At 51.6% G+C, this 26,045-nt stretch carries 25 protein-coding genes; 18 read left to right on the top strand and 7 right to left on the bottom strand.

Annotated features, from left to right (window positions below):
- Positions 1-1,545, top strand: coding sequence for a threonine ammonia-lyase, biosynthetic (ilvA, locus tag AABJ99_RS23440; protein WP_072274257.1), 1,545 nt, complete (start codon positions 1-3; stop codon positions 1,543-1,545).
- Positions 1,546-1,617: 72 nt separating this feature from the next.
- On the top strand, positions 1,618-2,091 hold the full coding sequence (locus tag AABJ99_RS23435; RefSeq protein ID WP_039020302.1) for a hypothetical protein: 474 nt from the start codon (positions 1,618-1,620) through the stop codon (positions 2,089-2,091).
- Between the two features lie 6 nt (positions 2,092-2,097).
- On the opposite strand, the gene AABJ99_RS23430 is transcribed toward AABJ99_RS23435, so the two are convergent.
- From AABJ99_RS23430 to ilvY, 3 genes are read right to left on the bottom strand one after another with little or no spacing between them, the layout of a single operon-like run.
- On the bottom strand, positions 2,098-2,688 hold the full coding sequence (locus tag AABJ99_RS23430; protein WP_001107527.1) for a hypothetical protein: 591 nt from the start codon (positions 2,686-2,688) through the stop codon (positions 2,098-2,100).
- 18 nt (positions 2,689-2,706) lie between these two features.
- Positions 2,707-3,096: a hypothetical protein gene (locus AABJ99_RS23425; protein ID WP_115739267.1), complete on the bottom strand. Its 390-nt coding sequence runs from the start codon at positions 3,094-3,096 to the stop codon at positions 2,707-2,709.
- Positions 3,097-3,106: 10 nt separating this feature from the next.
- Entirely contained in the window at positions 3,107-3,997 is an 891-nt protein-coding gene (gene ilvY / locus AABJ99_RS23420; RefSeq protein WP_039020275.1) for an HTH-type transcriptional activator IlvY, read from the bottom strand.
- A gap of 151 nt (positions 3,998-4,148) precedes the next feature.
- Between ilvY and ilvC the strand changes: the two genes are divergently transcribed.
- The gene (gene ilvC / locus AABJ99_RS23415) at positions 4,149-5,624 is read left to right on the top strand and encodes a ketol-acid reductoisomerase (protein WP_000024950.1); all 1,476 of its coding nucleotides are present in this window, start codon (positions 4,149-4,151) and stop codon (positions 5,622-5,624) included.
- Positions 5,625-5,669: 45 nt separating this feature from the next.
- On the opposite strand, the gene ppiC is transcribed toward ilvC, so the two are convergent.
- Positions 5,670-5,951 (bottom strand): peptidylprolyl isomerase PpiC, encoded by a 282-nt coding sequence (ppiC, locus tag AABJ99_RS23410; RefSeq protein WP_001140251.1) that lies wholly within the window; start codon positions 5,949-5,951, stop codon positions 5,670-5,672.
- A 151-nt stretch (positions 5,952-6,102) separates the two neighbouring features.
- Entirely contained in the window at positions 6,103-6,552 is a 450-nt protein-coding gene (locus tag AABJ99_RS23405; RefSeq protein ID WP_039020276.1) for a type II toxin-antitoxin system PemK/MazF family toxin, read from the bottom strand.
- A 216-nt stretch (positions 6,553-6,768) separates the two neighbouring features.
- Here AABJ99_RS23405 and rep point away from each other — a divergent pair, with 216 nt between their 5' ends.
- Positions 6,769-8,790: a DNA helicase Rep gene (rep, locus tag AABJ99_RS23400; RefSeq protein ID WP_039020277.1), complete on the top strand. Its 2,022-nt coding sequence runs from the start codon at positions 6,769-6,771 to the stop codon at positions 8,788-8,790.
- A gap of 47 nt (positions 8,791-8,837) precedes the next feature.
- Here rep and gppA read toward each other — a convergent pair whose 3' ends face one another.
- Both gppA and rhlB read right to left on the bottom strand, forming a co-directional pair.
- On the bottom strand, positions 8,838-10,322 hold the full coding sequence (gene gppA, locus AABJ99_RS23395; protein ID WP_001355380.1) for a guanosine-5'-triphosphate,3'-diphosphate diphosphatase: 1,485 nt from the start codon (positions 10,320-10,322) through the stop codon (positions 8,838-8,840).
- A 135-nt stretch (positions 10,323-10,457) separates the two neighbouring features.
- Positions 10,458-11,723 (bottom strand): ATP-dependent RNA helicase RhlB, encoded by a 1,266-nt coding sequence (gene rhlB, locus AABJ99_RS23390; protein WP_000047508.1) that lies wholly within the window; start codon positions 11,721-11,723, stop codon positions 10,458-10,460.
- 130 nt (positions 11,724-11,853) lie between these two features.
- Between rhlB and trxA the strand changes: the two genes are divergently transcribed.
- From trxA to wzyE, 14 genes are all read left to right on the top strand, one after another.
- Positions 11,854-12,183, top strand: coding sequence for a thioredoxin TrxA (gene trxA, locus AABJ99_RS23385; protein WP_001280776.1), 330 nt, complete (start codon positions 11,854-11,856; stop codon positions 12,181-12,183).
- 138 nt (positions 12,184-12,321) lie between these two features.
- A complete protein-coding gene (rhoL, locus tag AABJ99_RS23380; protein WP_032243086.1) occupies positions 12,322-12,420 on the top strand; it encodes a rho operon leader peptide RhoL in 99 nt (32 codons plus the stop codon).
- Positions 12,421-12,507: 87 nt separating this feature from the next.
- On the top strand, positions 12,508-13,767 hold the full coding sequence (rho, locus tag AABJ99_RS23375) for a transcription termination factor Rho (RefSeq protein ID WP_001054527.1): 1,260 nt from the start codon (positions 12,508-12,510) through the stop codon (positions 13,765-13,767).
- 239 nt (positions 13,768-14,006) lie between these two features.
- Positions 14,007-15,110: a UDP-N-acetylglucosamine--undecaprenyl-phosphate N-acetylglucosaminephosphotransferase gene (wecA, locus tag AABJ99_RS23370; RefSeq protein ID WP_039020278.1), complete on the top strand. Its 1,104-nt coding sequence runs from the start codon at positions 14,007-14,009 to the stop codon at positions 15,108-15,110.
- An 11-nt stretch (positions 15,111-15,121) separates the two neighbouring features.
- On the top strand, positions 15,122-16,168 hold the full coding sequence (gene wzzE, locus AABJ99_RS23365; RefSeq protein WP_001355381.1) for an ECA polysaccharide chain length modulation protein: 1,047 nt from the start codon (positions 15,122-15,124) through the stop codon (positions 16,166-16,168).
- 55 nt (positions 16,169-16,223) lie between these two features.
- Complete coding sequence (wecB, locus tag AABJ99_RS23360; protein ID WP_000866672.1) at positions 16,224-17,354, top strand: non-hydrolyzing UDP-N-acetylglucosamine 2-epimerase; 1,131 nt, start codon at positions 16,224-16,226, stop codon at positions 17,352-17,354.
- Entirely contained in the window at positions 17,351-18,613 is a 1,263-nt protein-coding gene (wecC, locus tag AABJ99_RS23355; protein WP_039020280.1) for a UDP-N-acetyl-D-mannosamine dehydrogenase, read from the top strand. Before wecB ends, wecC begins: the two co-directional genes overlap by 4 nt.
- On the top strand, positions 18,613-19,680 hold the full coding sequence (gene rffG, locus AABJ99_RS23350) for a dTDP-glucose 4,6-dehydratase (RefSeq protein ID WP_001226576.1): 1,068 nt from the start codon (positions 18,613-18,615) through the stop codon (positions 19,678-19,680). The genes wecC and rffG overlap by 1 nt, the downstream gene beginning before the upstream one ends.
- Before the next feature lie 18 nt (positions 19,681-19,698).
- Complete coding sequence (gene rfbA, locus AABJ99_RS23345; RefSeq protein ID WP_000676063.1) at positions 19,699-20,580, top strand: glucose-1-phosphate thymidylyltransferase RfbA; 882 nt, start codon at positions 19,699-19,701, stop codon at positions 20,578-20,580.
- A complete protein-coding gene (rffC, locus tag AABJ99_RS23340) occupies positions 20,558-21,232 on the top strand; it encodes a dTDP-4-amino-4,6-dideoxy-D-galactose acyltransferase (protein ID WP_032185549.1) in 675 nt (224 codons plus the stop codon). The genes rfbA and rffC overlap by 23 nt, the downstream gene beginning before the upstream one ends.
- Positions 21,233-21,236: 4 nt before the next feature.
- Entirely contained in the window at positions 21,237-22,367 is a 1,131-nt protein-coding gene (rffA, locus tag AABJ99_RS23335) for a dTDP-4-amino-4,6-dideoxygalactose transaminase (protein ID WP_338387464.1), read from the top strand.
- A gap of 1 nt (position 22,368) precedes the next feature.
- Positions 22,369-23,619: a lipid III flippase WzxE gene (gene wzxE, locus AABJ99_RS23330; RefSeq protein WP_039020281.1), complete on the top strand. Its 1,251-nt coding sequence runs from the start codon at positions 22,369-22,371 to the stop codon at positions 23,617-23,619.
- Positions 23,616-24,695 carry a TDP-N-acetylfucosamine:lipid II N-acetylfucosaminyltransferase gene (rffT, locus tag AABJ99_RS23325; protein WP_039020282.1) on the top strand — a complete coding sequence of 360 codons (1,080 nt, stop codon included), beginning with the start codon at positions 23,616-23,618 and terminating at the stop codon, positions 24,693-24,695. The genes wzxE and rffT overlap by 4 nt, the downstream gene beginning before the upstream one ends.
- Positions 24,692-26,044 carry an ECA oligosaccharide polymerase gene (gene wzyE / locus AABJ99_RS23320; protein ID WP_000055132.1) on the top strand — a complete coding sequence of 451 codons (1,353 nt, stop codon included), beginning with the start codon at positions 24,692-24,694 and terminating at the stop codon, positions 26,042-26,044. The genes rffT and wzyE overlap by 4 nt, the downstream gene beginning before the upstream one ends.
- The last annotated feature ends 1 nt before the right edge of the window (position 26,045 follow it).

Genomic DNA, 26,045 nt, shown 5'->3' with positions numbered 1-26,045 from the left:
ATGGCAGACTCACAACCCCTGTCTGGTGCTCCGGAAGGCGCCGAATATTTAAGAGCGGTGCTACGTGCACCGGTTTACGAGGCGGCGCAGGTCACGCCGCTACAAAAAATGGAAAAGCTCTCGTCGCGTCTTGATAACGTGATTCTGGTGAAGCGCGAAGATCGCCAGCCGGTACACAGCTTTAAGCTGCGCGGTGCATACGCCATGATGGCGGGCCTGACGGAAGAACAAAAAGCGCATGGCGTGATCACTGCCTCGGCGGGTAATCACGCGCAGGGCGTCGCGTTTTCTTCCGCACGGTTAGGCGTGAAGGCGCTGATCGTCATGCCAACCGCCACCGCCGATATCAAAGTTGATGCGGTTCGCGGCTTTGGCGGCGAAGTGTTGCTTCATGGCGCGAACTTTGACGAAGCAAAAGCGAAAGCGATCGAACTGTCACAGCAGCAGGGCTTCACCTGGGTGCCACCGTTCGACCACCCGATGGTGATCGCCGGGCAAGGCACGCTGGCGCTGGAACTGCTCCAGCAGGATGCCCATCTTGACCGCGTGTTTGTGCCGGTCGGCGGCGGCGGTCTGGCGGCGGGTGTGGCGGTGCTGATCAAACAACTGATGCCGCAAATCAAAGTGATCGCCGTTGAAGCGGAAGACTCCGCCTGCCTGAAAGCGGCGCTGGATGCGGGTCATCCTGTGGATCTGCCGCGCGTGGGGCTGTTTGCTGAAGGCGTTGCGGTAAAACGCATTGGCGACGAAACCTTCCGTTTGTGCCAGGAGTATCTCGACGACATCATCACCGTCGATAGTGATGCTATCTGTGCGGCGATGAAGGATTTATTCGAAGATGTGCGCGCGGTGGCGGAACCCTCCGGCGCGCTGGCACTGGCAGGGATGAAAAAATATATCGCTCAGCACAACATTCGCGGTGAACGGCTGGCGCATATTCTTTCCGGTGCTAACGTGAACTTCCACGGCCTGCGCTACGTCTCGGAACGCTGCGAACTGGGCGAACAACGTGAAGCATTGCTGGCGGTGACCATTCCGGAAGAAAAAGGCAGCTTCCTGAAGTTCTGCCAGTTGCTTGGCGGGCGTTCGGTCACCGAGTTCAACTACCGCTTTGCCGATGCCAAAAACGCCTGCATCTTTGTCGGCGTGCGCTTAAGCCGCGGCCTCGAAGAGCGCAAAGAAATTTTGCAGATGCTCAACGATGGCGGCTACAGCGTGGTTGATCTCTCCGACGACGAAATGGCGAAGCTACACGTGCGCTATATGGTTGGCGGGCGTCCATCGCATCCGTTGCAGGAACGCCTCTACAGCTTCGAATTCCCGGAATCACCGGGTGCGCTGCTGCGCTTCCTCAACACGCTGGGCACGCACTGGAACATTTCGCTTTTCCATTATCGCAGCCACGGCACCGACTACGGGCGCGTACTGGCGGCGTTCGAGCTTGGCGATCATGAACCGGATTTCGAAACCCGGCTGAATGAGCTGGGCTACGATTGCCACGACGAAACCCATAACCCGGCGTTCAGGTTCTTTTTGGCAGGTTAAGTACATGACTCCCTAATGAACGTCTTCATTAGGGGGTTATACTATATCGATGAAATAAAAGGATTTATCTTCATGTTTAAACGCTGGGAAGAGAAAAAAGAGCTACCCGGAATCGATAGCCTGACCTTTGCTAATGGGACTGTCATCCTTTTAAGCTGGCGAGAGTCTTTCGATAATCATACGAAAGAGAAGAAAGCCTGGTGTACTCCTTTGTGTGATACATCCTTCTCCAGCATTGAAAAATACGATTCTGATTGCTGGGTTCCCGTCGATTCCTGGAGCTTTGTTGAATATAAAGGCGGGAAAATCTACGGCGGCGATGGAGCGATGGGAAACGATGGATCGTTAGTATATATAGACGCTAATAATAATTTTGTATGGGGATTCTTTTTTACCCAGACTAACCCAATAAGCTTTATTTCTGTTAGCAATGATATTTTGATGGCAATTAATGAACATTCAGAGTTAAAACTGATAATCAATTTAAGTAATTTAACAGAAATTGAAGTGGAGGTTGTTATGTTTCCAAATCGTGTTTCAGTTTAAGTTTTTTTAATCCCTATACCATTGAACTTCTATAAAATTCATATTCTCATCGAACATAACAGAAAAATTTCTGCACCTTTTAGCGTTCATCCAGTCACCATTTTCGATAGCGTATGGACTAAAATTGATCTCGTATGAGGCTTCGCCATGTCCGTAACTGGTCCTAAAATCGATATGGATGTCACGTAGGCTCACCAGAGCAGGCATAGTCTGTGATAGTCGCTGGCGACGCACTCTTTTGCTCATTAGTATATCTTCCGTGTATAAAGCAGGTTGTTTTTTAGCTTCCTGACAAGCAGTCATTAACATTTTTGTAAAACAATGTGGAATGAAAACAATATTTTCTTCATTATCAATAATTCGGTGTTCTGCTAACACGGCTTGCTCATCTTCGTAAATATCAATAAAGAACAATTCATCGTCACTTATACATTGAAGTGTATAAACTGAGGGCGATGTGTTTTTGAATAGTGTCATTTGTACATCTGCCAGTCTGGCACCAAACTTTACAAAGGCAATGTCAAATATGTGGGTGTATTTCTTATGGATAGAGAAATTATCGATATTCGATGGTAAGTGATTATTATTTTTTGCCATGTATTTATTTCTCACGATTTACTTCATAATCTTATTACGAATGTAATTATCAAGCTTTTCCGACTCATAAAAGCTCATACACCGCTCCATTATGTTATTCGCATCCTTTGCGCTATCGGGATGTAGCGCAAGGGTGAGGGTGCCAAATCCCTTCGTCTCTTTGGCGACAAATTTCTGAAAAGCATTCCACTTTCCAGCATTATCTAAAGCATACCTTTCAAGCAGAAATGAAACGTCATGAGCAGGAGCCGAAAAGGCATCAGCGGGCGTACGCTCACGATAATGGGACGTTAAACACTCTTTCAACGCCAGATGCTTCACATCCTGAACGGTGATTCCTTTCGGTTTGGCTTGCGCAATGCAACTTACCGCTAAAACCAAAAATAATATCCACTTTCTTGTTGTCATGAAATTGTCCTTAGTAATTCGGTAAAATCTTCCAGAAAGCCTCAATCAGCGGCTCATGCAGCCGCTTTTTTTGTGCACAAACGCCCAGCTCAAACGGCGTTTTCTCATCGCTACGCTCCAGAATCATCACGCGGTTACGCACCGGTTCCGGGCTGTTTTCCAGCACCACTTCTGGCAACAAGGCCACGCCGCAGCCGAGCGCCACCATCGAAACCATCGCTTCGTGCCCGCCGACCGTGGCGTAAATCATCGGGTTACTGATTTTATTGCGTCGGAACCACAGTTCAATGCGGCGGCGCACCGGCCCCTGATCGGCCATGATGAAGGGAATCGTCGACCAGTCCGGTTTCTCTACCGAAACCTGATTACGCACCGGGCACGGTAGGGCAGGCGCGATCAGCACTACTGCCAGATTCTCCAGCATCGAAAATGCCACCGCACCGGGCAGCGTCTCCGGCTTCCCGGCAATCGCCAGATCCGCTTCGCCAGTGACCACTTTTTCCATCGCGTCCGCCGCATCACCAGTAGTGAGTTTTATCTCCACTGACGGGTGTTCCGCGCGGAATCTGTCAAGAATCGGCGGCAGATGGCTGTAAGCGGCGGTCACCGAGCAGAAGATATGTAATTCGCCAGAGAGCGACGGCCCTTGCTGGTCGATGGTGTGGCGCAACTGTTGATACTGCAATAGTGTTTGCTGGGCGAAAACGCGCAGTTCTTCGCCCGCTTCCGTCAGCGTCACCGTACGGTTATCGCGTACAAACAATGGTTGACCGAGATCGTCTTCCAGGCGCTGAATCTGACGCGAAAGCGTGGACGGACTGACGTGCATCGCCCGTGCGCTGCGGCCAAAATGGCGGCTTTCCGCCAGATGTAGAAACATTTTCAGGTCGCGTAAATCCACTGGTAGATCCCCCGGTTAGGACGTTGCAGAAATTGCAACATGACGTTGTGAATATATCAATTTCCGCAATAAATTTCCTGTTGTAATGTGGTGACATTCTCGCTCATCAGCGAACCGAACAATAAGAAGCACAACATCACGAGGAATCACCATGGCTAACTACTTCAATACACTGAATCTGCGCCAGCAACTGGCGCAACTGGGCAAATGTCGCTTTATGGGCCGCGACGAATTCGCCGATGGCGCGAGCTACCTTCAGGGTAAAAAAGTGGTCATCGTCGGTTGTGGTGCGCAGGGTCTGAACCAGGGCCTGAACATGCGTGATTCTGGTCTGGATATCTCTTATGCCCTGCGTAAAGAAGCTATCGCTGAGAAGCGCGCATCCTGGCGTAAAGCGACCGAAAACGGTTTTAAAGTGGGTACTTACGAAGAGCTGATCCCGCAGGCAGATCTGGTGGTTAACCTGACGCCAGACAAACAGCACTCCGACGTGGTGCGCACCGTACAGCCACTGATGAAAGACGGCGCGGCGCTGGGTTACTCACATGGTTTCAACATCGTCGAAGTGGGCGAGCAGATCCGTAAAGACATCACCGTAGTAATGGTTGCGCCGAAATGCCCTGGCACTGAAGTGCGTGAAGAGTACAAACGTGGGTTTGGCGTACCGACGCTGATTGCCGTTCACCCGGAAAACGATCCGAAAGGCGAAGGCATGGCGATCGCTAAAGCATGGGCGGCAGCAACTGGTGGTCACCGTGCTGGCGTGCTGGAATCGTCCTTTGTTGCGGAAGTGAAATCTGACCTGATGGGCGAGCAAACCATTCTGTGCGGTATGTTGCAGGCTGGCTCTCTGCTGTGCTTCGACAAGCTGGTGGAAGAAGGCACCGACCCGGCATATGCAGAAAAACTGATTCAGTTCGGTTGGGAAACCATCACCGAAGCCCTGAAGCAGGGCGGCATCACCCTGATGATGGACCGTCTCTCTAACCCGGCGAAACTGCGTGCTTACGCGCTCTCTGAACAACTGAAAGAGATCATGGCACCGCTGTTCCAGAAACATATGGACGATATCATCTCTGGCGAATTCTCCTCCGGCATGATGGCGGACTGGGCCAACGACGATAAGAAACTGCTGACCTGGCGTGAAGAAACCGGCAAAACCGCGTTCGAAACTGCGCCGCAGTTTGAAGGCAAAATCGGCGAGCAAGAGTACTTCGATAAAGGCGTACTGATGATCGCGATGGTGAAAGCGGGCGTTGAGCTGGCATTCGAAACCATGGTTGATTCCGGCATCATCGAAGAGTCTGCTTACTATGAATCACTGCACGAACTGCCGCTGATTGCCAATACCATCGCCCGTAAGCGTCTGTACGAAATGAATGTGGTTATCTCTGATACCGCCGAGTACGGTAACTATCTGTTCTCTTACGCTTGTGTGCCGTTGCTGAAACCGTTTATGGCAGAGCTGCAACCGGGCGACCTGGGTAAAGCTATTCCGGAAGGTGCGGTAGATAACGCGCAGTTGCGTGATGTGAACGAAGCGATTCGCAGCCATGCGATTGAGCAGGTAGGTAAGAAACTGCGCGGCTATATGACGGATATGAAACGTATTGCAGTTGCGGGTTAAGTGCGATTCAGAGTTCAAGGCCTTCTCCCGGAGAAGGCCTTGCTGTTAGTTACGGTAAAGCACCTTAATGATGTGATACCCGAACTGGGTATGCAGCGGACCGGTTGGCTCCAGTACCGGACAAGAGAAAACCACTTTATCGAACGCCGGAACCATCTGGCCCTGGCGGAATTCACCTAAATCACCGCCGCGTTTGCCTGACGGGCAAATAGAGTGTTTCTTCGCCAGCTTGCCGAAATCGGCACCATTCTTAATCTGCTCGAGAAGATCCAGAGCCAGTTTCTCTTCTTTTACAAGGATATGCAGTGCTGCTGCTGTTTTTGCCATGATCGTGCCTTGAATTAAAAATTGTCAGTCAGGGAGGGGGGACATATATGGCAAAAGCCCGGAAAATCCGGGCTTCGCAGGTCCCTCAAGGGGAGAAAACTTAGGGCCTCTATGGGCTACAGAGTCATTATCGGGGATGGTGATTTTATTGTCAATTTATGAGCGATATGGCATTGACTGACTTGATGACTGCCCTCTGTATGTCTGCAACCAACTCATGTGGCAAACATTGATTAAGATACCCCCGATAAGTCCTTGCTCTGTTTAATCGGTTTCGACTGACTTGTTGTACCAGGTCGGCTTTAGCCCAACGTATCTGCGGATCAAAGAATTGCAGGTCATTGATAACATTACTGGCTATTTCAACATGCATTCCACGATTTAACTTGTCATGGTCGCGAGTGGTTGATAATGGAACGACGATACATGCGTTGCCATTAATTTTTCCGTTGAGCACGACAACCAACCTATTTTTTATCATCTCAGGTGGAATGCGGCCATCGTAATACGTCGTGCTGAACTGTCCATTCTGGCTAACGGGATAGTTACCAAAGTTGCATTCCAGTATTTCACCAACCTTGGGGCTGAAATTAATCGCCACGAGTAAACCTCTCCTTAGTAAACTCTGAAAAAGTAATAACACAACGTTACGACCCGATATTTTCTAAGTCTAATGGATTCATGATGAACTCCGGTTTCGGCCTTCCCTCTCTGATTTAAACATCCGCAGCCATCCGGTTAGCGGTTTTCACTCGGTCACATTCAAATGCGATTCTGCTACAATCCTCCCCCCGTTCGAAGATTGAGCAATACTCCTATGCGTTTAAACCCCGGCCAACAACACGCTGTCGAATTCGTTACCGGCCCCTGCCTGGTGCTGGCGGGCGCGGGTTCCGGTAAAACTCGTGTTATCACCAATAAAATCGCCCATCTGATCCGCGGTTGCGGTTATCAGGCACGGCATATCGCGGCGGTGACCTTTACCAATAAGGCGGCGCGCGAGATGAAAGAGCGTGTCGGGCAGACGCTGGGGCGTAAAGAGGCGCGCGGGCTGATGATCTCCACCTTCCATACATTAGGGCTGGATATCATCAAACGGGAGTATGCGGCGCTTGGGATGAAAGCGAACTTTTCACTGTTTGACGATACCGATCAACTGGCGTTGCTCAAAGAACTGACCGAGGGGCTGATTGAAGATGACAAAGTTCTTCTGCAACAGCTGATTTCGACCATCTCCAATTGGAAGAACGATCTCAAAACACCGGCGCAGGCGGCGGCAGAAGCAAAGGGCGAGCGGGACCGTATTTTTGCCCATTGTTATGGGCTGTATGATTCACACCTGAAAGCGTGCAACGTTCTCGACTTCGACGATCTGATTTTATTACCGACGTTGCTGCTGCAACGCAATGAAGAAGTCCGCGAGCGCTGGCAGAACAAAATTCGCTACCTGCTGGTGGATGAGTATCAGGACACCAACACCAGCCAGTATGAACTGGTGAAACTGCTGGTGGGCAGCCGCGCACGTTTTACCGTGGTAGGCGATGATGACCAGTCGATCTACTCCTGGCGCGGTGCCCGTCCGCAAAACCTGGTGCTGTTGAGCCAGGATTTCCCTGCGTTGAAGGTGATTAAACTCGAACAGAACTATCGCTCTTCCGGGCGTATTCTGAAAGCGGCGAACATCCTTATCGCCAATAACCCGCACGTCTTTGAAAAGCGTCTTTTTTCTGAACTGGGTTACGGCACAGAGCTAAAAGTTTTAAGCGCGAATAACGAGGAACATGAGGCCGAGCGCGTTACCGGTGAACTGATCGCCCATCACTTCGTCAATAAAACGCAGTACAAAGATTACGCCATTCTTTATCGCGGTAACCATCAGTCGCGGGTGTTTGAAAAATTCCTGATGCAAAACCGCATCCCGTACAAAATTTCCGGTGGCACGTCGTTTTTCTCTCGCCCAGAAATCAAAGATTTGCTGGCTTATCTGCGCGTGCTGACTAACCCGGACGATGATAGTGCGTTCCTGCGTATCGTTAACACGCCGAAACGAGAGATTGGCCCGGCGACGCTGAAAAAGCTGGGCGAGTGGGCGATGACGCGCAATAAAAGTATGTTTACCGCCAGTTTTGATATGGGCCTGAGTCAGACGCTTAGTGGACGTGGTTATGAAGCATTGACCCGCTTCACTCACTGGCTAGCGGAAATCCAGCGCCTGGCGGAGCGGGAACCGATTGCCGCAGTACGCGATCTGATCCACGGCATGGATTATGAATCCTGGCTGTATGAAACATCGCCCAGCCCGAAAGCTGCCGAAATGCGCATGAAGAACGTCAACCAACTGTTTAGCTGGATGACGGAGATGCTGGAAGGCAGTGAACTGGATGAGCCGATGACGCTCACTCAGGTGGTGACGCGCTTTACTCTGCGAGACATGATGGAGCGCGGCGAGAGCGAGGAAGAGCTGGATCAGGTACAACTGATGACTCTGCACGCGTCAAAAGGGCTGGAGTTTCCCTATGTCTACATGGTCGGTATGGAAGAAGGATTTTTGCCCCACCAGAGCAGCATCGATGAAGACAATATCGATGAGGAGCGTCGGCTGGCCTATGTTGGCATCACCCGCGCTCAGAAGGAATTGACCTTTACGCTGTGTAAAGAACGCCGTCAGTACGGCGAACTTGTGCGCCCGGAGCCGAGTCGCTTCCTGCTGGAGCTGCCGCAGGATGATTTGGTATGGGAACAGGAGCGCAAAGTTGTCAGCGCCGAAGAACGAATGCAGAAAGGCCAAAACCATCTGGCAAATCTGAAGGCGATGATGGCAGCAAAACGAGGGAAATAATCAAGGCCGGGTAAGATGCGCGAGCATCGCATCCGGCATATTACTCTTTAATGTACTTCCAACGGCCAGTGAACATAGCTTTGCCACTGGCTTTCCTGATCAATAATCTCTTTACCCAGCGGATGTTGGGTTAGCCAACCTTGCGGAAGCGTCAAGGTCAACAGTTCATGGTTGGCCTTTAATGTCATCTCTGGCACGAGATCGTCACGGCGACGGCTGGCAAAAATGATGGCCAGGCGTAGTAAACGGCAGAGTTGTTCTGCGACGCGTGGCGGTACGGCATTTTGTTGATGCAACGAGGAGAGATCTATTGGGTTCGTCTGGTTGAGTAGTAGCGTCGCCAGTAATTTTTTCTGTGCAGGCGTAAAACCGGGAAGATCCAGATTACGCACCAGATAAGCAGCATGTTGCGGCGCTTGTTTGAAATCAACGCTCAGACCGATTTCATGAAGCTGACAGGCGCTGATGAGCAAATCACGGCTAATCGCTTCAAGATGCCATTCGTTTTCCACCTGATCGAAGAAATTAGCCGCAACTTTGGCTACTCGCTGAGCCTGATCAATATCGATCATAAAGCGGCGTTGAATATTACGCAGCGTACGGCTGCGAATATCCTGCTCGACGGCCAGATGCAACATGCCGTAGACCAGGCCTTCACGCAGTGCACCGCCAGCCAGGGTCATACACTGAATATTCAGTTCGGTAAAAATGGCTATCAGGATCGCCAGACCACTCGGGAACACTAACGCACGTTCCAGCGTCAGCCCGTCGATCTCCAGTTCCTCCAGTCGACCACAATGAATGGCGCGCTGTTTCAGTTGCTGCAACTTTTCCAGGGTAATCCGTTCATCCATCCCCTGTGCCATCATGATTTCTTGTAAGGCCTGCACAGTGCCGGAAGCACCAACGCATACTTTCCAGCCGTGATACCGCAATTCATCGGCAACCGGACGTAACACTTCGCGTGCCGCTTTTTCTGCGGCATCAAAATTTTCCTGCCCCAGATTACGATCGGCAAAATAGCGTTCCAGCCAGGTGACGCAGCCCATCGACAGGCTGAACAACGAGGTGGTTTGTGCGCCCGTGCCGGTTACCAGTTCAGTACTGGCGCCGCCGATATCCACCACCAGGCGCTGATCGGCACCGCCAGTGGTGTGAGCAACACCCTGATAAATCAGGCGAGCTTCTTCTTCACCGCTGATCACTTGTACCGGACAACCGAGGATTTCCTGCGCTTTGGCAATAAAATCACCGGCATTGACGGCAAGGCGTAATGTCGCCGTGGCGACAACGCGAATTTGCGAGGGAGGGATATCTTGCAGACGTTCAGCAAAAAGGCGCAAACATTGCCAACCGCGCTCCATTGCTTCATTAGACAGGGCATTTTCGCTGTTCAGGCCAGCAGCCAGACGCACTTTGCGTTTAATTCGCGTCAGCGTCTGGATGCTTCCAGCCACCTCGCGCACAACCAGCATATGAAAACTATTCGAACCGAGATCAATGGCTGCATATAATGACGAGGTGGAACCCATACTCTTCATCCTTCATTCTGTCTCTGCGTTGGCTGCGTTCTTTCATCCGAATCACTTACTACAGTAAGTTCATTGGGATTAACTCTCTTGCCATCTTGATACAGTTTGAATGATTTTGAGTATGACATTTTTTATTTAACCTGAACGACGACGATTACGCGGAGCGCCAGTACGACGCGGACCATTACCTGTACGCGGGCGTGTGAGGCGCAGCGGTTTTGGCAGATCGGTCATCAATGCGTCCGGATTGTATTTGCTTACTGGAATTGAGTGACCAATATAGGTCTCAATAGCAGGCAAATTCAATGCATACTCTTCACACGCCAGGCTAATAGAGTGACCGCTTGCGCCTGCGCGACCTGTACGACCAATACGGTGAACGTAATCTTCACAGTCATCGGGTAAATCGTAGTTAAAGACGTGCGTCACCGCAGGGATGTGCAAACCACGCGCAGCAACGTCGGTGGCAACCAGAATATCCAGATCGCCACGGGTAAATTCATCAAGGATACGCAGACGTTTTTTCTGCGCGACATCGCCTGTCAACAAACCGACACGATGACCATCTGCCGCCAGGTGGCCCCAGATCTCTTCACAACGATGTTTGGTGTTGGCGAAAATAATCGCTCGGTCTGGCCATTCTTCTTCAATCAGCGTTTGCAGCAAACGCATTTTTTCTTCGTTAGAAGGGTAGAAAAGCTCTTCTTTTATACGGTGGCCCGTTTTCTGTTCCGGTTCCACTTCAATATATTCGGCATTGTTCATCTGCTCGAATGCCAGTTCGCGTACCCGGTACGAAAGCGTGGCGGAGAACAGCATGTTGAGGCGCTGGTTTGCAGGCGGCATACGGCGGAACAGCCAGCGGATATCTTTAATAAAGCCCAGATCGTACATGCGATCGGCTTCGTCCAGTACCACCACCTGAATGGCACCGAGGTTAATGTGGTTCTGCTTGGCGTAGTCAATTAAACGACCCGTGGTGCCAATCAGTATGTCAACGCCGCTTTCCAGCACTTTCAGCTGTTTGTCGTAGCCATCACCACCGTAAGCCAGACCCAGCTTCAGGCCGGTAGCTTGCGCCAGTGGCTCCGCATCGGCGTGGATCTGCACGGCAAGTTCACGCGTCGGTGCCATAATTAAGGCACGCGGCTGATTCACCTTGCGATCGGCAATCGCGGGATGAGAGAGAAGATAATGAAACGTTGACGTAAGAAACGCCATCGTTTTCCCGGTACCGGTTTGCGCCTGCCCGGCTACGTCACGACCCGCCAGCGTCAGCGGAAGGGCCAGTGCCTGAATGGGCGTACAGTTATGAAACCCTTTTTTTTCAAGGGCTTCTACAACCTTCGGATGCAGGGCGAAGTCGGAAAACTTCTGTTCTGTTAAATGTGTTTTGCTCATAGTGTGGTAGAATATCAGCTTACTATTGCTTTACGAAAGCGTATCCGGTGAAATAAAGTCAACCTTTAGTTGGTTAATGTTACACCAACAACGAAACCAACACGCCAGGCTTATTCCTGTGGAGTTATATATGAGCGATAAAATTATTCACCTGACTGACGACAGTTTTGACACGGATGTACTCAAAGCGGACGGGGCGATCCTCGTTGATTTCTGGGCAGAGTGGTGCGGTCCGTGCAAAATGATCGCCCCGATTCTGGATGAAATCGCTGACGAATATCAGGGCAAACTGACCGTTGCAAAACTGAACATCGATCAAAATCCTGGCACTGCGCCGAAATATGGCATCCGTGGTATCCCGACTCTGCTGCTGTTCAAAAACGGTGAAGTGGCGGCAACCAAAGTGGGCGCACTGTCTAAAGGTCAGTTGAAAGAGTTCCTTGACGCTAACCTGGCGTAAGGGAATTTCATGTTCGGGTGCCCCGTCGCTAAAAACTGGACGCCCGGCGTGAGCCATGCTAAGTTAATGTTGACTTCGTATTAAACTTACCTTATTAAGTTTGAATCTTGTAATATCCAACGCTTCCCGTTTTATCTAATGCGAAGTGAACAGATTTCTGGTTTGTCACTCAATCCGTCTTGTCGTTTCAGTTCTGCGTACTCTCCTGTGACCAGGCAGCGAAAAGACATGAGATGATGACCGTAAACAGGCATGGATGATCCTGCCATACCATTCACAACATTAAGTTCGAGATTTACCCCAAGTTTAAGAACTCACACCATTATGAATCTTACCGAATTAAAGAATACGCCGGTTTCTGAGCTGATCACTCTCGGCGAAAATATGGGGCTGGAAAACCTGGCTCGTATGCGTAAGCAGGACATTATTTTTGCCATCCTGAAGCAGCACGCAAAGAGTGGCGAAGATATCTTTGGTGATGGCGTACTGGAGATATTGCAGGATGGATTTGGTTTCCTCCGTTCCGCAGACAGCTCCTACCTCGCCGGTCCTGATGACATCTACGTTTCCCCTAGCCAAATCCGCCGTTTCAACCTCCGCACTGGTGATACCATCTCTGGTAAGATTCGCCCGCCGAAAGAAGGTGAACGCTATTTTGCGCTGCTGAAAGTTAACGAAGTTAACTTCGACAAACCTGAAAACGCCCGCAACAAAATCCTCTTTGAGAACTTAACCCCGCTGCACGCTAACTCTCGTCTGCGTATGGAACGTGGTAACGGTTCTACTGAAGATTTAACTGCTCGCGTACTGGATCTGGCATCACCTATCGGTCGTGGTCAGCGTGGTCTGATTGTGGCACCGCCGAAAGCCGGTAAAACCATGCTGCTGCAGAACATTGCCCAGAGCATTGCTTACAACCACCCGGATTGTGTGCTGATGGTTCTGCTGATTGACGAACGTCCGGAAGAAGTCACCGAGATGCAGCGTCTGGTAAAAGGTGAAGTTGTTGCTTCTACCTTTGACGAACCCGCATCTCGCCACGTTCAGGTTGCGGAAATGGTGATCGAGAAGGCGAAACGCCTGGTTGAGCACAAGAAAGACGTTATCATTCTGCTCGACTCCATCACTCGTTTGGCGCGTGCTTACAACACCGTTGTTCCGGCGTCAGGTAAAGTACTGACCGGTGGTGTGGATGCCAACGCCCTGCATCGCCCGAAACGCTTCTTCGGTGCGGCGCGTAACGTGGAAGAGGGCGGCAGCCTGACCATCATCGCTACCGCGCTTATCGATACCGGTTCCAAGATGGACGAAGTTATCTACGAAGAGTTTAAAGGTACAGGCAACATGGAACTGCACCTCTCTCGTAAGATCGCTGAAAAACGCGTCTTCCCGGCAATCGACTACAACCGTTCCGGTACCCGTAAAGAAGAGCTGCTCACTACTCAGGAAGAGTTGCAGAAAATGTGGATCCTGCGCAAAATCATTCACCCGATGGGCGAAATCGATGCCATGGAGTTCCTCATTAATAAACTGGCGATGACCAAGACCAATGACGATTTCTTCGAAATGATGAAGCGCTCATAAATTTGTCTTATGCCAAAAACGCCACGTGTTTACGTGGCGTTTTGCTTTTATATCTGTAATCTTATTGCCGCACTGGCAATGTTAGGAAAATTCCTGGGTTTTGCTCGTGTGTTATGCAATTTGCATATCGAATGATTAATTTTTGCACAGGACTGGTGGGTTCGGAACAGACTTTCCCTTCTGAATAAAGGTCTTCGTGGTTATACTTCTGCTAATAATTTTCTCTGAGAGCATGCATTGTGAATTTACTGACAGTGAGTACTGATCTCATCAGTATTTTTTTATTCACGACACTGTTTCTGTTTTTTGCCCGAAAGGTGGCAAAAAAAGTCGGTTTAGTGGATAAACCAAACTTCCGCAAACGTCACCAGGGGTTGATACCACTCGTTGGGGGTATTTCGGTTTACGCAGGGATTTGCTTCACGTTCGGAATTGACGATTACTATATTCCGCATGCATCTCTCTATCTCGCTTGTGCTGGTGTACTGGTGTTCATCGGTGCGCTGGATGACCGTTTTGATATCAGCGTAAAAATCCGTGCCACCATACAGGCCGCTGTTGGCATTGTTATGATGGTGTTCGGCAAACTTTATCTCAGTAGCCTGGGTTATATCTTTGGCTCCTGGGAGATGGTGCTCGGACCGTTTGGCTACTTCCTGACGCTATTTGCCGTCTGGGCGGCAATTAATGCTTTCAACATGGTTGATGGCATTGATGGCTTGCTGGGCGGGTTGTCCTGCGTCTCGTTTGCAGCAATCGGTATGATTTTGTGGTTCGACGGGCAAACCAGCCTCGCTATCTGGTGCTTTGCGATGATCGCCGCCATCCTGCCCTATATCATGCTCAACCTTGGTATCCTGGGTCGCCGCTACAAAGTCTTTATGGGTGATGCGGGCAGTACGCTGATTGGTTTTACCGTTATCTGGATCCTGCTCGAAACGACCCAGGGCAAAACCCATCCCATCAGCCCGGTTACCGCTTTGTGGATCATCGCCATTCCGCTAATGGATATGGTGGCGATTATGTACCGTCGCCTGCGTAAAGGCATGAGCCCATTCTCTCCTGACCGTCAGCATATTCACCATTTGATCATGCGTGCCGGGTTTACTTCCCGCCAGGCGTTTGTGCTGATTACCCTTGCCGCGGCACTGCTCGCTTCCATTGGCGTGCTGGCAGAATATTCTCATTTTGTCCCGGAGTGGGTCATGCTGGTGCTCTTTTTGCTAGCATTCTTCCTCTATGGATATTGCATTAAGCGTGCCTGGAAAGTTGCTCGCTTTATTAAGCGCGTAAAACGCAGACTGCGTAGAAATCGTGGTGGCAGCCCCAATTTAACCAAATAAATGAGGATGTGATGACACAACCAATGCCTGGGAAACCGGCCGAAGACGCTGAAAATGAACTGGATATTCGTGGGTTGTTTCGTACCTTGTGGGCTGGGAAGCTGTGGATTATTGGCATGGGGCTGGCGTTTGCGTTAATCGCGCTGGCGTATACTTTTTTTGCTCGTCAGGAGTGGAGCTCGACGGCGATTACCGATCGTCCAACAGTGAATATGCTGGGAGGATACTACTCGCAGCAGCAATTTTTGCGTAACCTGGACGTCCGTTCGAACATGGCTTCTGCCGACCAACCATCGGTCATGGATGAAGCCTATAAAGAGTTTGTTATGCAACTGGCCTCGTGGGATACCCGCCGCGATTTCTGGTTGCAGACAGACTATTACAAACAGCGGATGGTCGGGAACAGCAAAGCCGATGCGGCGTTGCTGGATGAAATGATTAACAACATCGTGTTTATTCCCGGTGACTTCACGCGTGCGGTCAATGATAGCGTTAAGCTGATTGCCGAAACCGCGCCTGACGCTAATAACCTGTTACGTCAGTATGTTGCGTTTGCCAGCCAACGAGCAGCCAGCCATCTGAATGATGAGCTGAAAGGCGCATGGGCGGCGCGTACCATCCAGATGAAAGCTCAGGTGAAGCGTCAGGAAGAAGTGGCGAAAGCCATCTACGACCGCCGGATGAACAGCATTGAACAGGCGCTGAAAATTGCTGAGCAGCATAATATTTCGCGCAGTGCGACAGATGTACCTGCCGAGGAACTACCTGATTCAGAAATGTTCCTGCTTGGGCGTCCAATGCTCCAGGCGCGACTGGAAAATTTACAGGCCGTCGGTCCGGCCTTTGATCTCGACTATGATCAGAATCGGGCCATGTTAAACACCCTGAATGTTGGTCCAACCCTGGATCCGCGTTTTCAGACCTATCGCTATTTGCGTACGCCGGAAGAACCGGTAAAACGCGATAGCCCACGTCGTGCCTTCCTGATGATTATGTGGGGCATTGTCGGGGGGCTGATCGGGGCTGGTGTCGCATTAACCCGCCGTTGCTCGAAATAGCAACACTGCTGCGGTGAGCGCAAAGGCGCTCGCCGCTTATTCGAAGAGAATCGATGTGAAAGTACTGACTGTATTTGGTACGCGCCCGGAAGCCATCAAGATGGCGCCGTTGGTGCATGCGTTGGCAAAAGATCCTTTTTTTGAGGCTAAAGTTTGCGTCACTGCGCAGCATCGGGAGATGCTCGATCAGGTGCTGAAACTCTTTTCCATTGTACCTGACTACGATCTCAACATAATGCAGCCAGGACAGGGTCTGACAGAGATAACCTGTCGGATTCTGGAAGGGCTAAAACCTATTCTTGCCGAGTTCAAACCAGACGTCGTGCTGGTTCACGGCGATACGACGACGACGCTGGCAACCAGTCTGGCGGCGTTTTATCAGCGTATTCCTGTTGGTCACGTTGAGGCTGGTCTGCGCACGGGCGATCTCTATTCGCCGTGGCCGGAAGAGGCAAATCGTACATTGACCGGGCATCTGGCGATGTATCACTTCTCTCCAACCGAAACTTCCCGGCAAAACTTGCTGCGTGAAAACGTTGCTGACAGCCGAATCTTCATTACCGGTAATACAGTCATTGATGCACTGTTATGGGTGCGTGACCAGGTGATGAGCAGCGACACGCTGCGTTCAGAGCTGGCGGCAAATTACCCGTTTATCGACCCCGATAAAAAGATGATTCTGGTGACCGGTCACAGACGTGAGAGTTTTGGTCGTGGCTTTGAAGAAATCTGCCATGCGCTGGCAGACATCGCCACCACTCACCAGGACATTCAGATTGTCTATCCGGTGCATCTCAACCCGAACGTCAGAGAGCCGGTCAATCGCATTCTGGGGCACGTGAAAAATGTCATTCTGATCGATCCCCAGGAGTATTTACCGTTTGTCTGGCTGATGAACCACGCCTGGCTGATTTTGACCGATTCAGGCGGCATTCAGGAGGAAGCGCCTTCGCTGGGGAAACCGGTGCTGGTGATGCGCGATACCACCGAGCGTCCGGAAGCGGTGACGGCAGGTACGGTGCGTCTGGTCGGCACGGATAAGCAGCGAATCGTCGAGGAAGTGACGCGTCTTTTAAAAGACGAAAACGAATATCAAACCATGAGCCGCGCCCATAACCCGTATGGTGATGGTCAGGCATGCTCTCGCATTCTGGAAGCGTTAAAAAATAATCGGATATCACTATGAGTTTTGCGACCATTTCTGTCATTGGACTGGGTTACATTGGACTGCCAACGGCGGCAGCGTTTGCCTCCCGGCAAAAACAGGTGATTGGTGTTGATATCAACCAACACGCGGTTGATACCATCAATCGTGGCGAAATCCATATCGTCGAGCCTGATTTGGCGAGCGTAGTAAAAACTGCCGTAGAAGGCGGTTTTTTACGAGCGAGCACGACGCCGGTTGAAGCGGATGCCTGGCTGATTGCTGTACCAACGCCGTTTAAAGGCGATCATGAGCCTGATATGGCTTACGTTGAATCGGCTGCTCGCTCCATTGCGCCAGTGCTGAAAAAAGGCGCGCTGGTGATCCTTGAATCCACCTCGCCGGTGGGTTCAACCGAGAAGATGGCAGAATGGTTAGCAGAGATGCGTCCAGATCTCACTTTCCCACAGCAGGTGGGCGAGCAGGCGGACGTGAATATTGCTTACTGTCCGGAACGCGTGTTACCGGGCCAGGTTATGGTCGAGCTGATTAAAAATGATCGCGTGATTGGTGGTATGACGCCGGTTTGTTCGGCCCGCGCAAGCGAACTGTACAAAATTTTCCTCGAAGGTGAGTGTGTCGTCACTAACTCGCGGACGGCGGAAATGTGTAAGCTCACCGAAAACAGCTTCCGCGATGTGAATATCGCTTTTGCTAATGAATTGTCGCTGATTTGCGCCGATCAGGGGATTAACGTCTGGGAACTGATTCGCCTGGCGAATCGTCACCCTCGCGTCAATATTCTTCAACCTGGCCCTGGCGTGGGTGGTCACTGCATCGCTGTTGATCCGTGGTTTATCGTGGCACAGAATCCGCAGCAGGCGCGGCTTATCCGTACCGCGCGTGAAGTGAACGATCACAAACCGTTCTGGGTGATTGATCAGGTCAAAGCGGCGGTTGCCGACTGCCTGGCCGCTACCGATAAACGCGCCAGTGAGCTGAAAATTGCCTGTTTTGGTCTGGCGTTTAAACCGAATATTGATGACCTGCGCGAAAGTCCGGCGATGGAAATCGCTGAATTGATCGCCCAGTGGCACAGCGGCGAAACGCTGGTTGTTGAGCCTAACATTCACCAGTTGCCGAACAAACTGACCGGGCTTTGTACTCTGGCGCAGCTTGACGAGGCGCTGGCAACGGCAGATGTGCTGGTGATGCTGGTCGATCATAGTCAGTTCAAAGTTATCAATGGCGACAACGTCCATCAGCAGTATGTCGTCGATGCCAAAGGAGTCTGGCGCTAATGAGAAAGATTCTGATAACAGGCGGTGCCGGGTTTATTGGCTCGGCGCTGGTGCGTTATATCATCAACGAGACGAACGATGCGGTGGTGGTGGTCGATAAGCTGACCTACGCCGGAAACCTGATGTCGTTGGCACCAGTCGCGCAAAGCGATCGCTTTGCCTTTGAGAAAGTTGATATCTGCGATCGGGCAGAGTTGGCGCGCGTTTTCACAGAACATCAGCCAGACTGCGTCATGCATCTGGCAGCTGAAAGCCATGTTGACCGTTCTATTGACGGCCCGGCAGCGTTTATCGAAACCAACATTGTCGGGACTTATACACTGCTTGAAGCGGCTCGGGCTTACTGGAATGCGCTGGCAGAAGACAAAAAATCGGCGTTCCGTTTTCATCATATCTCCACCGATGAAGTATACGGTGACCTGCATTCCACAGATGATTTCTTCACCGAAACCACGCCGTATGCGCCGAGCAGCCCTTATTCTGCTTCAAAAGCAAGCAGCGACCATCTGGTGCGCGCCTGGCTGCGGACCTACGGCCTGCCGACGTTAATCACCAACTGCTCTAATAACTACGGTCCTTACCACTTTCCGGAAAAACTGATCCCGCTGATGATCCTCAACGCGCTGGCGGGTAAACCGCTGCCGGTATATGGCAACGGGCAGCAAATCCGTGACTGGTTATATGTTGAAGATCATGCCCGTGCGCTGTATTGCGTGGTGACCACCGGGAAAGTCGGTGAAACCTATAATATTGGTGGTCACAACGAGCGTAAGAATCTCGAGGTTGTGGAAACCATTTGCGAGCTGCTGGAAGAACTGGCCCCGAATAAACCGCACGGTGTGGCGCACTATCGCGATCTGATTACCTTTGTCGCTGACCGTCCGGGGCATGACCTACGCTATGCCATTGATGCTTCGAAAATTGCCCGTGAACTTGGCTGGCTGCCGCAGGAAACCTTTGAAAGTGGAATGCGTAAAACAGTGCAGTGGTATCTGGCTAATGAAAGCTGGTGGAAGCAGGTGCAGGACGGCAGCTATCAGGGTGAGCGTTTAGGTCTGAACGGCTAATTCTCAGCGGAGGCAAACATGAAAGGTATTATCCTGGCGGGCGGTTCCGGCACCCGATTGCATCCGATTACGCGTGGCGTATCGAAGCAACTATTGCCGATTTACGATAAGCCAATGATTTACTATCCGCTGTCGGTGCTGATGCTGGCCGGTATCCGCGAAATTCTCATCATCACCACGCCGGAAGATAAAGGTTATTTCCAGCGCCTGCTGGGTGATGGTAGTGAGTTCGGTATCCAGCTGGAATATGCCGAACAGCCCAGCCCGGACGGTCTTGCGCAGGCATTTATCATCGGTGAAACCTTCCTTAATGGTGAACCATCTTGTCTGGTGCTGGGCGATAACATCTTCTTCGGCCAGGGCTTCAGTCCGAAGCTGCGTCATGTTGCGGCGCGCACGCAAGGGGCGACGGTATTTGGCTATCAGGTAATGGATCCAGAACGCTTTGGCGTCGTGGAGTTTGACGACAATTTCCGCGCTATCTCTCTGGAAGAAAAGCCAAAACAGCCAAAATCAAACTGGGCGGTGACCGGGCTTTATTTCTACGACAGTAAAGTTGTGGAGTACGCAAAGCAGGTGAAGCCGTCGGAGCGTGGTGAACTGGAGATTACCTCCATCAACCAGATGTACCTCGAGGCAGGCAACCTGACCGTTGAACTGCTCGGGCGCGGATTTGCCTGGCTGGACACCGGCACACACGATAGCCTGATTGAAGCCAGTACCTTTGTACAGACGGTGGAAAAACGCCAGGGCTTTAAGATTGCCTGCCTGGAAGAGATTGCCTGGCGTAACGGCTGGCTCGATGACGAAGGTGTGAAGCGTGCTGCCAGTTCATTAGCGAAAACTGGCTACGGCCAATATCTGCTGGAGTTACTCCGTGCCCGTCCGCGCCAGTATTGAACCACTAGCCTGGGAAAATGCCTTCTTTGGCGTTAACAGCGCTATCGTGCATCTCACTCCTGATGCGCCACTCCTGACGCCAGACGCTTTAGCGCCGTGGTCACGAGTACAGGCCAAAATTACTGCATCAAATACTGTTGAGCTGGATGCCTTGCAACAGCTGGGATTCTGCCTGGTTGAAGGTGAAGTTGATTTGGCGCTACCCGTGAACAATGTCAGTGATAGCGGCGCAGAAGTGGCACAAGAGACAGATATTCCCGCATTACGTCAGTTAGCCAGCGCCGCATTTGCGCAAAGCCGTTTTCGTGCGCCATGGTATGCGCCTGACGCCAGCGGTCGCTTTTATGCGCAGTGGATTGAAAATGCCGTGCGCGGCACCTTTGATCATCAATGTCTGATTTTACGTGCGGCGTCCGGCGATATTCGCGGCTATGTCTCTTTACGGGAACTCAATGCGACAGATGCACGAATTGGCCTGCTGGCTGGACGCGGTGCAGGTGCTGAGCTGATGCAAACGGCGCTAAACTGGGCGTATGCTCGCGGTAAAACAACTTTGCGGGTGGCGACCCAAATGGGCAACACCGCCGCGCTTAAACGATACATACAAAGTGGTGCGAATGTAGAAAGCACCGCGTACTGGTTATACAGGTGATCACATGATTCCATTTAACGCACCGCCGGTGGTGGGAACCGAACTCGACTATATGCAGTCGGCAATGGGTAGCGGCAAACTGTGTGGCGATGGCGGTTTTACCCGTCGCTGCCAGCAGTGGCTGGAGCAACGTTTTGGCAGCGCCAAAGTGTTACTGACGCCGTCCTGCACCGCTTCTCTGGAGATGGCGGCGCTGCTGCTCGATATCCAGCCTGGCGATGAAGTGATCATGCCGAGCTACACCTTTGTCTCCACCGCCAATGCCTTTGTGCTGCGTGGCGCGAAAATCGTCTTTGTGGATGTTCGCCCGGACACCATGAACATCGACGAAACGCTGATTGAAGCGGCGATCACTGACAAAACGCGCGTTATCGTGCCGGTGCATTACGCAGGCGTGGCCTGTGAAATGGACACCATTATGGCGTTGGCGAAAAAGCATAATCTGTTTGTGGTGGAAGATGCCGCTCAGGGCGTGATGTCCACTTATAAAGGGCGTGCGCTGGGAACCATTGGTCATATTGGCTGCTTTAGCTTCCATGAAACCAAAAACTACACGGCGGGCGGTGAAGGCGGCGCGACGCTGATTAACGATAAAGCGTTAATCGAACGAGCCGAGATCATCCGTGAAAAAGGCACAAACCGCAGCCAGTTCTTCCGTGGTCAGGTCGATAAATATACCTGGCGCGATATTGGCTCCAGCTATTTGATGTCCGATCTGCAAGCTGCGTACCTGTGGGCGCAACTGGAAGCAGCGGATCGTATCAATCAGCAACGTCTGGCGCTGTGGCAAAACTACTACGATGCGTTAGCACCTCTGGCGAAAGCCGGGCGTATCGAGCTGCCGTCGATTCCCGATGGCTGCGTGCAGAACGCGCATATGTTCTACATTAAACTGCGGGATATTGATGACCGGAGCGCGTTGATTAACTTTCTGAAAGAAGCGGAAATCATGGCGGTGTTCCATTACATTCCGCTGCACGGTTGCCCTGCGGGGGAACGCTTTGGTGAGTTCTACGGTGAAGATCGCTACACCACCAAAGAGAGCGAGCGCCTGCTGCGCCTGCCGCTGTTCTACAACCTGTCGCCCGTCAATCAGCGTACGGTAATTGCGACCTTGTTGAATTACTTCTCCTGATATGTCGTTGGCAAAAGCGTCCTTATGGACGGCGGCCAGTACACTGGTCAAGATTGGTGCAGGGTTACTGGTCGGTAAGTTGCTGGCGGTGTCATTTGGTCCGGCGGGGCTTGGGCTGGCGGCAAATTTCCGCCAGTTAATTACCGTGCTCGGCGTGCTTGCTGGGGCAGGCATCTTTAACGGCGTAACCAAATACGTTGCCCAGTACCATGATAATCCGCAGCAGCTGCGCCGCGTGGTCGGCACTTCATCAGCGATGGTGCTTGGCTTCTCTACGCTGATGGCGCTGGTTTTTGTGCTGGCGGCAGCGCCAATTAGCCAGGGATTGTTTGGTAATACCGACTATCAGGGGCTGGTGCGTTTAGTGGCGTTGGTGCAAATGGGGATCGCCTGGGGCAACCTGTTACTGGCGTTGATGAAAGGCTTTCGCGATGCCGCTGGTAATGCGTTATCGCTGATTGTCGGCAGCCTGATTGGCGTAATTGCTTATTATGTCAGTTACCGTTTGGGCGGTTATGAAGGGGCATTGCTGGGGCTGGCGCTGATTCCCGCGTTGGTGGTGATTCCTGCCGTCATCATGTTGATCAAACGTGGTGCTATCCCGTTAAGCTATCTGAAACCCAGCTGGGATAACGGCCTGGCAGGGCAGTTGAGCAAATTTACGCTCATGGCGTTGATTACGTCGGTGACCTTGCCCGTTGCGTACATCATGATGCGTAAACTGTTGGCGGCGCAGTATAGCTGGGATGAAGTGGGTATCTGGCAAGGGGTGAGCAGTATTTCCGATGCCTACCTGCAATTTATTACGGCATCGTTCAGCGTATATTTACTGCCCACGTTGTCGCGGCTAACGGAAAAGCGCGATATCACCCGGGAAGTGGTTAAATCGCTGAAATTCGTCTTACCGGCAGTGGCGGCGGCGAGTTTTACCGTCTGGTTGCTGCGTGATTTTGCTATCTGGCTGCTGTTGTCGAATAAATTTACCGCTATGCGCGATCTCTTTGCCTGGCAGTTAGTGGGTGATGTGTTAAAAGTGGGCGCTTATGTCTTTGGTTATCTGGTGATCGCCAAAGCGTCACTGCGGTTTTATATTCTGGCGGAAGTCAGCCAGTTCACTTTATTGATGGTATTTGCCCACTGGCTAATCCCTGCGCATGGTGCACTGGGCGCGGCGCAGGCCTATATGGCAACCTATATCGTCTATTTTTCTCTTTGTTGTGGCGTGTTTTTACTCTGGCGTAGGCGGGCATGACTGTACTGATTCACGTACTGGGATCGGATATCCCTCACCATAACCGAACCGTTCTGCGGTTTTTCAACGACGCGCTGGTCGCGACGAGCGAGCACGCGCGCGAGTTTATGGTTGTTGGCAAGGACGACGGCTTAAGTGATAGCTGTCCGGCGCTTTCTGTGCAATTTTTCCCTGGGAAAAAATCGCTGGCGGAAGCGGTCATCGCGAAAGCAAAAGCTAACCGTCAGCAGCGATTTTTTTTCCACGGTCAGTTCAATCCCAAACTGTGGCTGGCTCTGCTGAGTGGTGGCATTAAGCCCAGCCAGTTTTTCTGGCATATCTGGGGGGCAGACCTGTATGAGCTTTCCAGTGGCTTGAGATATAAGCTTTTTTACCCGTTGCGTCGCCTGGCGCAAAAGCGAGTCGGCTGTGTATTTGCCACCCGCGGTGATTTGAGTTTTTTTGCCAAAACGCATCCAAAGGTGCGGGGCGAACTGCTGTACTTCCCGACGCGGATGGACCCTTCTCTCAATACGATGGCGAACGATCGCCAACGTGAAGGGAAAATGACCATTCTGGTGGGGAACTCCGGTGACCGCAGCAATGAGCATGTCGCCGCCTTACGCGCCGTTCATCAGCAATTTGGCGATACGGTAAAAGTCGTGGTGCCGATGGGATATCCACCCAATAACGATGCATATATCAATGAAGTTCGCCTGGCGGGGCTGGCGTTATTCAGCGAAGAAAATCTGCAAGTTCTGAGCGAAAAACTGGAATTTGATGCCTATCTGGCGCTACTTCGTCAGTGCGATCTCGGTTACTTTATTTTTGCCCGCCAGCAGGGCATTGGTACGCTGTGCTTACTGATTCAGGCGGGTATTCCTTGTGTGCTTAACCGGGAAAATCCGTTCTGGCAGGATATGACGGAACAGCATTTGCCGGTGCTGTTTACTACCGACGATCTCAACGAGGATATTGTGCGTGAAGCACAGCGCCAGTTGGCGTCGGTGGATAAAAACACCATTGCCTTCTTTAGCCCTAACTATCTACAAGGCTGGCAGCGGGCGTTGGCGATTGCCGCCGGGGAGGTCGCATGAGTCTGCTGCAATTCAGTGGCCTGTTTGTTGTCTGGTTGCTCTGCACGCTGTTTATTGCCACGCTGACCTGGTTTGAGTTTCGCCGTGTGCGCTTTAACTTCAATGTCTTCTTTTCATTGCTGTTTTTGCTCACCTTTTTCTTCGGCTTCCCGCTGACCAGCGTGCTGGTATTTCGCTTTGATGTTGGTGTTGCGCCGCCAGAAATCTTGTTGCAGGCGTTGCTTTCTGCGGGCTGCTTCTACGCGGTTTACTATGTCACCTACAAAACCCGCCTACGCAAACGCGTTGCTGATGTACCGCGCCGTCCGCTGTTTACCATGAACCGCGTGGAGACCAATCTCACGTGGGTGATCCTGATGGGCATTGCGTTGGTAAGCGTCGGCATCTTCTTCATGCACAACGGTTTTTTGCTGTTCCGTCTTAACTCCTACAGTCAGATCTTCTCCAGTGAAGTCTCCGGCGTGGCGTTAAAACGTTTCTTTTACTTTTTCATCCCGGCGATGCTGGTGGTCTACTTTCTGCGCCAGGACAGCAAAGCGTGGCTGTTTTTCCTCGTCAGCACGGTCGCCTTTGGCTTGCTGACTTATATGATTGTCGGCGGCACTCGCGCCAATATCATCATCGCATTCGCTATCTTCCTGTTTATTGGCATTATTCGCGGCTGGATTTCGTTGTGGATGCTGGCGGCGGCGGGCGTGCTGGGGATTGTGGGCATGTTCTGGCTGGCGCTAAAACGCTATGGAATGAATGTGAGCGGCGATGAAGCGTTCTATACGTTTCTCTATCTCACCCGCGATACCTTTTCGCCGTGGGAGAATCTGGCATTGCTGTTGCAGAACTACGACAACATCGACTTCCAGGGCCTGGCTCCCATTGTCCGCGATTTCTATGTCTTTATCCCTTCCTGGCTGTGGCCGGGTCGCCCGAGTATGGTACTGAACTCCGCCAACTACTTTACCTGGGAAGTGCTGAATAACCACTCCGGGCTGGCGATCTCGCCTACGCTTATAGGCTCACTGGTTGTTATGGGCGGCGCGTTGTTCATCCCGCTCGGGGCGATTGTGGTTGGACTGATCATCAAATGGTTCGACTGGCTGTATGAACTGGGCAATCGCGAAACTAATCGCTATAAGGCTGCGATATTGCACAGTTTCTGCTTCGGGGCGATCTTCAATATGATCGTGCTGGCGCGTGAAGGGCTGGATTCGTTTGTCTCACGCGTAGTCTTTTTTATCGTGGTCTTCGGCGCATGTCTGATGATCGCAAAACTGTTGTACTGGCTTTTTGAAAGCGCCGGACTCATTCATAAACGTACAAAATCATCGCTCCGGACGCAGGTTGAAGGATAAC

It is taken from the genome of Escherichia coli, assembly GCF_036503815.1.
GTDB lineage: Bacteria > Pseudomonadota > Gammaproteobacteria > Enterobacterales > Enterobacteriaceae > Escherichia > Escherichia coli_F.
This window is presented reverse-complemented; position numbering and strand designations above follow the sequence as displayed.